This is a genomic window from Marinobacter sp. UBA2498, from assembly GCF_002341575.1.
GTDB lineage: Bacteria > Pseudomonadota > Gammaproteobacteria > Pseudomonadales > Oleiphilaceae > Marinobacter > Marinobacter manganoxydans.
This window is the reverse complement of record NZ_DDOI01000155.1, coordinates 1,317-9,123: the sequence shown is the minus strand read 5'-3', so window position 1 is coordinate 9,123 and position 7,807 is coordinate 1,317. Positions and strand designations below refer to the sequence as shown.

Sequence of the window (7,807 nt, the reverse complement as noted above, 5' to 3'; positions counted from 1 at the left end):
CACGCTGATTCTGGAGCAATCGCTGGATCAGCTTCTTACTCTCTCCGGCTCTGCCCTGGGCTCGGTCATTGCCCGCAGCACCCTCATCATTGTCGCTCTCACCCTGGTTCTGCTTGGCTATGCCAGCTGGTTGTCCTGGCGGATTACCCGGCTGCAGCGTGCTGTCAGCGCCAGTATTGATGAAGACGGCCGGATCACAGGCAGAGTGCCGGATGCCCGAAGCAAGGACGAACTGGGCCAGTTGCAGCGACACTTCAGCCTGATGGTGGATCGTCTCCACGGGTACAACCGGTACCTGGAAAGCTTCTCCCGGCGACTCTCTCACGAACTTAAAACACCTGTCGCTGTGGTTCGTTCCTCGCTGGAAAACCTCAACCACAGCGATTCGGAGGAAGAGCGCAGGCAATACATCGAAAGGGCCGCTTCCGCCACCGAACGCCTCCGGCAGATACTCCATGGCATGAGCGAAGCGGCGCGTCTGGAGCAGAGCCTGGACCATGCGGATAAAGAACAGTTCGATCTGGCGGAGGTGGCCGCAGAAGCAACCGCTGCGTATCAGGCCCTCGACAGCAGCCATCAGATCCGCTACTCGGGGCCGCAGGCAGGCTGCAAGATCACGGGTTCGCCAGAACTGATGGTGCAACTGCTCGACAAGCTGGTGGATAACGCCCGGGATTTCACACCACAGGATGGACTGATTGAGGTAGGCCTGGAAACAACTTCGGAAGGGCTGTGTCTGTCGGTCTTCAATGAGGGTTCAACGCTGCCCGAAGACACAACAACTGACATCTTCAGCCCCTTCGTTTCAATGCGGGACGGCCAGGAACAGGGCCACCTTGGACAGGGGCTACTCATTGTCAACCTGATTGCCGACTACCATGGTGCCCATGTGGAAGCCCGGAACCGCGCCCAAGGTGGCATTGACGGTGTGTGCTTCCGGGTTATGATCCCAGCTATCCACTCTTGACCACAGGACCACCCTGCCGTGAGCGCACGCCTGGAATCCCTCGACATTCACCCGCTTCGGAACGATCTCTACAACGAGCTGCACTCAAGGCCGTTCCAGGTGCTACCGACACCGGCGCGGGTTACCCAGATGGCGGTTCTGACAACACCTGAGCAACGGCAGGAACAATTCCGGCACCTGCAGGAACTCCATCGGCTGATGGGGCATCCGGTACCGGAGAACGAGGTGGGCTGCTTTGAACATACCTTCGGTGCCCTGCGGGTGCGTCGCGAGATGCACATGGAATTCGCGTCCTACACCTTTATCAACCTGGCTGCGGGTGAGGAAACACCCTTTAGCGAGACCGGCATTACACCGTTGCCGGAGGGGTGGCTGGAACAGCTGACCGGTACAGTGATTGCGGCATTCCACCTGGAAGTACGGCCGGCCGCTGACGGAACCGAAGGCGACCTGGACTATGTACGCAAGCACTTCGAAGGCATGCGACTGGTCGGGAGCAGTCCCCAGGAGGGTGCCGCCAGGGTGTGGGGCACCTTCCGGCTACACAGTGACGGCTTTGGCCGGTTCATGGTGATGAACCACCACATGTCGGACAGCCAGCTGGGCCGTCTGACCCAGCGCCTGATGGAAATCGAAACCTACCGCCTGATGTCACTGCTGGCACTCCCCGTTGCCCGGGAAATCACACCGTCACTGAACGATATGGATGAAAAACTGGCCGTGATCACCCGGTCACTGGCGGAAAATGAGGATGTGGACGAAGAAAAACTGCTGGCCCAACTGACCAACATTGCGGCCCGTATCGAGGCCTTCCGGGCCCACTCCACGTTCCGTTTCTCTGCCACCCGCGCCTATCACCGGCTGGTACTGACCCGCCTGGAAGAATTGCGGGAAGACGAACTCTCCGGCCACCTGACCCTGACCGAATTCATGACCCGCCGACTGACTCCGGCAGTGAAAACCTGCGAAGCGGTGAGCGAACGGCTGGAAGACCTTTCCCGACGGGTCGACCGGGCCTCGGACATGATGCGCACCCGGGTGGAACTGGCCATCCAGAGCCAGAACCAGCAATTGCTCAGTTCCATGGACCGGCGCTCCAAGATCCAGTTGATGATGCAGCATACGGTGGAAGGCTTCTCGGTGGTGGCCATCACCTATTACCTGATCGGCCTGCTCAAATTCGGGCTGGATTCGGTTTACGAAGCCGGTGTTGTCTTCAACAAGACCCTGGTTCTGGGCATCGCCATTCCGGTGGTAATGACCCTGGTGTTTCTCGGGGTTCGGGTGGTCCACCATCACTTCATCAAGATGGCAAAACGGCAGTAGCTACTTCAGCCTGCCGAGATCCTGCTCGCCGGCAAACTGCCGGTAAAACTGCTGGGCCGTGCGACCATTGCGTACGCCCTTGGCAGTGGCGAAGCGGATCGCCTCCCGATGCAGGCCTTCCCGGTCATCAAAGTCGGGGAACAGCGCGTCCACCGCCTGCAGGTACACAGCCTGCGAAAACGCATAGAACGAAAGCTGAAGACCGAACCGGTCCGCCAGGGACACCTGCTCTTCGATGGCTTCGGCCGGGTGCAGCTCACCGTCGCGCATTTCGCTCTTGAGGTTATCGGACATGAACTCCGGCATCAGATGACGGCGGTTGGAGGTGGCATACACCCTTACATTCTCCGGGGGCAGTTCCAGGGAACCTTCCAGTACACTTTTCAGGGCCTTGTAGCTGGACTCACCAACGTCAAACGACAGGTCGTCGCAGAAGATCACAAACCGGAACGGCAGCTCGCAGATCTCATCGACAATTTCCGGCAGGTTGACCAGATCATCCTTGTCCACCTCGATCATCCGCAGCCCACGCTCCTGGTAGCGGTTCAACAGCGCCTTGATCAGCGACGACTTGCCGGTGCCGCGTGAGCCCCAGAGCAACGCGTTGTTGGAGGGTTCACCGGCCAGAAACCGTTCGGTATTGCGGGCCAGAGCCTGCTGCTGTCGGTCGATGCCCTTCAGATCCTGCCATTGCACCGGATCGAGCCGTCGGATGGCGCGCAGCCCCGACCGATGCCGACGCCAGACAGCCGCCGGTGTGGATTGCCAGTCAAACGATGTTGTCGCGGACATAAACCTCTTTCCTATTCCGAACCGGGCCAGCCTGTGAAACACTGGCACCGTAAAAACCTTGATAACAGGAGACTTTACCCCAAATGGCCGTAAAATCCGTCGCTTTGGTGGCACACGACAACAAGAAAAAGGAACTGGTGGACTGGGTTGCCGAAAACCGCACCCGATTTGCCCCGCTGAAACTCTACGCCACCGGCACCACGGGCCGGCTGCTTCGGGATAACCTGGAGCGGGACGATATCCATTGCCTGCTAAGCGGTCCGCTGGGCGGCGACCAGCAAATCGGCGCCAAGATCGCCGAGGGCGAAATCGACCTGCTGGTGTTCTTCTGGGACCCTCTGGAACCTCAACCCCATGACCCGGACATCAAGGCACTGCTGCGCATTGCCGCGCTCTGGAACATTCCCGTGGCCTGCAACCGCGCAACTGCCGAATTCATTCTTACCTCGGCGTACATGACAGACGACCAGCATCATCCGAAAAAGCCGGACTTCTCCGATTACACCGGCCGCCCAGTGAGCACCTGAGTAATGTTCAATCGAGTCGGTTAAGGCTACACTTAAGTCGAAGCAGTAAAGGATCGCCGGCTCGCCGATGAAGACTCCCGCTACTCACAAAGAAACTCGATACCGGAGCGTGGCCGCGACAGTCCTCTGGGCCCTTTGCCTTTTGCTCGCATCCCCACTGGCGATGTCCGAACAGGCCGACGACACCGTGACTGTCGGCATCGTGGGCGACAACAAACCCTTCTCGTTCGACGATGGTCCCGGCGCCTCCGGTTTTTCTGTTGATGTGCTTCGCGAGGTCGCCCGAAATGCCGATCTGAACTTCCGATTTCGCGCTGGCAGCTGGCCGGAAATCTACGATGCATTTTTGCGGGGCGAGCTTGATGTTATCGACGGCATCTCGTTCAGTGCGGAGCGGGCAGAAAACATCCTGTTCACAGAGCCCTACCACCTTCGCCAGACCTATCTGATGCACAACAACCAGAGGCCACTGGGGGACATCCGCACCCTCTCGGATCTGAAGGGACTTCGGGTAGGTATAGTGCGCGACGTCTACTATCGCGAAGCACTCGATGCACAGGGTGTATCCCTGACGAGCTATGATTCGGTCCACAGCCTCATTCGCGCTCTGGCATTTGGTTGGGTGGATGTCATTATCGGGCCGCGGCTGACGCTGCATTATTATGCCAACCAGGCCGGGTTCGGTTTTCTTGAGATTGCCGGCACCGCCCCCCTCGGTGATCTGGCGACCGAAGATTTTCGAATTGGTGTTCTGAAAGCCAAGAGCGAGCTGTACCAGAGGATTTCCTCTGGCCTGGAGCAGGTTCCGGCGAAACGCATCAACGAACTGCTTCAGCGTTGGCAGGAACTGGGAGGCAATAGCTTAGCCCGGGGCACCAGCTTTTCGTTGGGACCAGATCAAAAGGAATTCATCTCCGAAACCGGCCCCGTGCGCGTTGGTCTGATGCGGGATTACGCACCTTACAGTTTCGAGAGCGCAACTCGAATTCACGGTTTGAGCGTAGACGTGCTGAGCCGGATATCCGATCTGACCGGGCTGCAGGTAATACCGGTCGAGGGCCAGTGGATAGAGCTACTCCCACTATTCCGCGATGGCGAGATTGACGTGTTGGCTAACATGTCTTTCCGGCCTGATCGTCAGGCCTTCACCCGATTTACCCAGCCCTACCACACCATACCCAACGTCGCCTTTACCCGGGATCCCGCGTTAAGAATTCAAAGCCTGGAAGACCTGAAGGACCAACGCGTTGCTCTCGGCTCCGGCATTTACTACGAAGAGCCTGTTACCCAGGCCCTCGGCAACAACGCCCGGATTTTTACGACCCAGGATGCCATGTTCCAGGCTCTGGCCAGAGACGAAGTGGATGTTGTACTCGCTGCTCTTCCCAACGGCAACTTCTGGATCCGGGAGCTGGGCATACCAGGCGTCAGAATCGCGGGAGAGCTGGTTATCGAGGGACAGTCCGGGGAAGACCTCCGGTTTGGCGTCAGGCCCGGTCTCGCGCCCCTGGCAGACATACTCGATCAGGCGCTGGCTGCAATTTCCCCCGAAGAGATGCACACCATCGAAAGCCGCTGGCTGGGCGCGAGCGTAGACCTGGAGCTACAGGAAACGGGTGAGGTTTCCCTGAATGCGGTTGAACTGGCGTGGCTCAAGGTCCACGACAACCAGTTGAACATGTGTATTGATCCGAACTGGCTCCCGCTCGAAGGCATAGACGAAGAGGGCAACCACGCAGGCTTATCCGCAGAAGTGGCCCGGTTATTCTCCTCACGGGCACCGGTTCGGTTCGAGCTGGTGCGCACCGACAGCTGGACCGAATCGATCGGAGCAGCCCGGCAGGGCAAATGCGACATTTTCACCATGGCCATGAAAACTCCGGAGCGGTCAGAATTCCTGAACTTTACCGAACCCTATCTCGAGGTACCGACAGTTGTGCTTGGCCGGATTGAAGCCCCCTTCATTGAGCGGGTCGGGGACTTGCGCGGACAAAGAGTCGGCGTTGTCAAAGACTATGCCTTCGCAGAATTGCTTCAGAGTCGCTACCCCTCCCTCAATCTGATCGAGGTTGCCAACGAGCAGATGGGCCTACGTAAACTACAGAACCATGACCTGGACGGCTATATTACAACTCTGGCAACAGCCAGCTATTACATGCAGGAGCTGGGCCTTGCGGATGTGAAAGTCATCGGCCGCATTCCGGCAGACTGGTCGCTTTCAGTCGCCACACGGAAAGACGAGCCTGTCGTCCTGGGAATCATGCAAAAACTGGTATCCAGCCTGACCGCGCAGGAACGCAAAGATCTCGAGAGGCAGTGGCGCAACATCCGTCTCAAGCAGTCCGTTGATTACACGCTGATCTGGCAGCTTTCAATCGCAGCCATATTGATTGCTCTGCTTCTGGTTTACTGGAACCGCAAGCTGAACCGGCTCAACAAAAACCTGACCGACGCCAACGAGACACTCGCGCGGCTCAGCGTGACAGACGACCTCACCAGACTGGGCAACCGAAGCTACTTTGATCAGGAATTCCGAAAGAGCTTTCAGTGGTGCCAGCGCCACCATTCTGGCTTCGCAGTGGCCATGGTGGATGCCGACCACTTCAAAAGGATCAACGACAATTACGGCCATGAAGCGGGCGACATCTGCCTGCAAACACTGGCAGAGCTTATGCGCAAACATTTCCGGCGGGAAACCGACCGGCTCTCGCGCTTCGGTGGCGAAGAGTTTGTTATTTTCGCCAGCTATGATGACAGTACCGAAATTCGTAACCGGCTGGAATCCTTCCGCAAACACGTCGAAAAAAGCTGCTCGGTATGCGGAGAACACAACGTTCACCTCACCATCAGCATTGGCCTTGCCACTGGCGTACCGGGCCCCGACGACTCGCCAGCAGAGTTTCTCAGACAGGCAGACCAGGCGCTCTACCAGGCCAAGCAGAACGGTCGCAACCGGCTGGAAGCGCGCTCAGTGGGTTCCTGAGTGGTGCTAGACTGAATAAAAACAAAGTAACAAGGAGAACGCCATGGCTCGCATCTACGAGGACAATTCCCTGTCCATCGGCAATACCCCACTGGTCAGACTGAACCGCGTGAACGACGGCGCCACGATCTGGGCCAAGATTGAGGGCCGAAACCCGGCCTATTCCGTTAAGTGCCGGATCGGCTCTGCCATGATCTGGGACGCCGAGAAGCGCGGTACCCTGAAGGCGGGCATGACTATTGTGGAACCCACCAGCGGCAATACCGGGATCGCCCTGGCCTACGTGGCAGCCGCCCGGGGCTACAAACTGATCCTTACCATGCCCGCTTCCATGAGTCTTGAGCGTCGCAAGGTCTTGAAGGCACTGGGAGCAGAACTGGTGCTGACCGAACCTGCCAAAGGCATGCCGGGTGCCATCGCCAAGGCCGAAGAGATCTTCTCGTCAGACCCGGATAACTATTTCCTGCCCCAGCAGTTCCAGAACCCGGCCAACCCCCGAATCCACGAGGACACCACCGGCCCGGAAATCTGGGAAGACACTGATGGTGAAATCGATATCTTCGTGGCGGGCGTGGGCACCGGTGGCACGCTGACCGGCGTTTCCCGCTACATCAAAGGCACCAAGGGCAAACAGATCGCCACCATTGCCGTCGAGCCTACCGACTCACCGGTGATCACCCAGATGATGAACGGCGAAGACATCAAGCCGGCGCCCCACAAGATCCAGGGCATCGGTGCGGGCTTCGTGCCCAAGAATCTGGATCTGGAAATGGTTGACCAGGTGGAGACGGTTACCAACGAAGACGCCATGGACATGGCCCATCGGCTGATGCAGGAAGAGGGCATTCTCTGCGGCATTTCCTGCGGCGCAGCGGTGGCGGCTGCGGTACGCATCAGCAAGCAGCCGGAGTACCAGGGCAAGAACATCGTGGTGGTGCTGCCGGATACCGCCGAGCGTTATCTTTCCACAGCGTTATTCGCCGGCCAGTTTGGCGAGCAGGAAAACGTTCAGTAAAAGAGAAAGGCGCAGCCCCGCGCTGCGCCCTGCACTCATCAGAACTGATGTTTCAGGCCGACCCGACCGGTATCAAACTCCGGACCGCTGTTGGTTACCTGGCCGTTGAAGTCCTCTTTATCAATGTCGACGTTGTAGCGATTGTATTCCGCGAATGCCGTCAGCGCGGGCGTTACCCGGAAATCCACACCGGCGCC

Annotated in this window: 6 protein-coding genes and 1 pseudogene; 5 read left to right on the top strand and 2 right to left on the bottom strand. The window is 58.4% G+C overall.

The window, feature by feature from the left end; translation table 11 throughout:
- Positions 1–967: ATP-binding protein (locus B2W52_RS21480; protein WP_286804039.1), on the top strand; the 967-nt coding region annotated here is incomplete at its 5' end.
- A gap of 18 nt (positions 968–985) precedes the next feature.
- Positions 986–2,293, top strand: a complete 1,308-nt coding sequence (locus tag B2W52_RS21475) for a DUF3422 family protein (RefSeq protein ID WP_008175769.1) — start codon at positions 986–988, stop codon at positions 2,291–2,293.
- On the opposite strand, the gene B2W52_RS21470 is transcribed toward B2W52_RS21475, so the two are convergent.
- Positions 2,294–3,085 carry an ATP-binding protein gene (locus B2W52_RS21470; RefSeq protein ID WP_008175767.1) on the bottom strand — a complete coding sequence of 264 codons (792 nt, stop codon included), beginning with the start codon at positions 3,083–3,085 and terminating at the stop codon, positions 2,294–2,296.
- Positions 3,086–3,168: 83 nt separating this feature from the next.
- Between B2W52_RS21470 and B2W52_RS21465 the strand changes: the two genes are divergently transcribed.
- The 3 genes from B2W52_RS21465 (at position 3,169) to cysK (ending at position 7,610) form a co-directional block, all read left to right on the top strand.
- On the top strand, positions 3,169–3,612 hold the full coding sequence (locus B2W52_RS21465) for a methylglyoxal synthase (RefSeq protein ID WP_008175765.1): 444 nt from the start codon (positions 3,169–3,171) through the stop codon (positions 3,610–3,612).
- Positions 3,613–3,721: 109 nt separating this feature from the next.
- Entirely contained in the window at positions 3,722–6,595 is a 2,874-nt protein-coding gene (locus tag B2W52_RS21460; RefSeq protein WP_227497865.1) for a transporter substrate-binding domain-containing protein, read from the top strand.
- A 43-nt stretch (positions 6,596–6,638) separates the two neighbouring features.
- The gene (cysK, locus tag B2W52_RS21455; RefSeq protein WP_008175762.1) at positions 6,639–7,610 is read left to right on the top strand and encodes a cysteine synthase A; all 972 of its coding nucleotides are present in this window, start codon (positions 6,639–6,641) and stop codon (positions 7,608–7,610) included.
- Between the two features lie 38 nt (positions 7,611–7,648).
- Here the strand turns inward: cysK and B2W52_RS22270 are convergent.
- Positions 7,649–7,807: pseudogene (locus B2W52_RS22270) on the bottom strand (porin family protein); the annotation flags it as partial.

What these genes read in the sequence shown, in the direction of transcription:
- B2W52_RS21470 (WP_008175767.1), bottom strand. Translation starts at nt 3,085, where the DNA reads ATGTCCGCGACAACATCGTTTGACTGGCAATCCACACCGGCGGCTGTC.
- B2W52_RS21465 (WP_008175765.1), top strand. Translation starts at nt 3,169, where the DNA reads ATGGCCGTAAAATCCGTCGCTTTGGTGGCACACGACAACAAGAAAAAG.
- cysK (WP_008175762.1), top strand. Translation starts at nt 6,639, where the DNA reads ATGGCTCGCATCTACGAGGACAATTCCCTGTCCATCGGCAATACCCCA.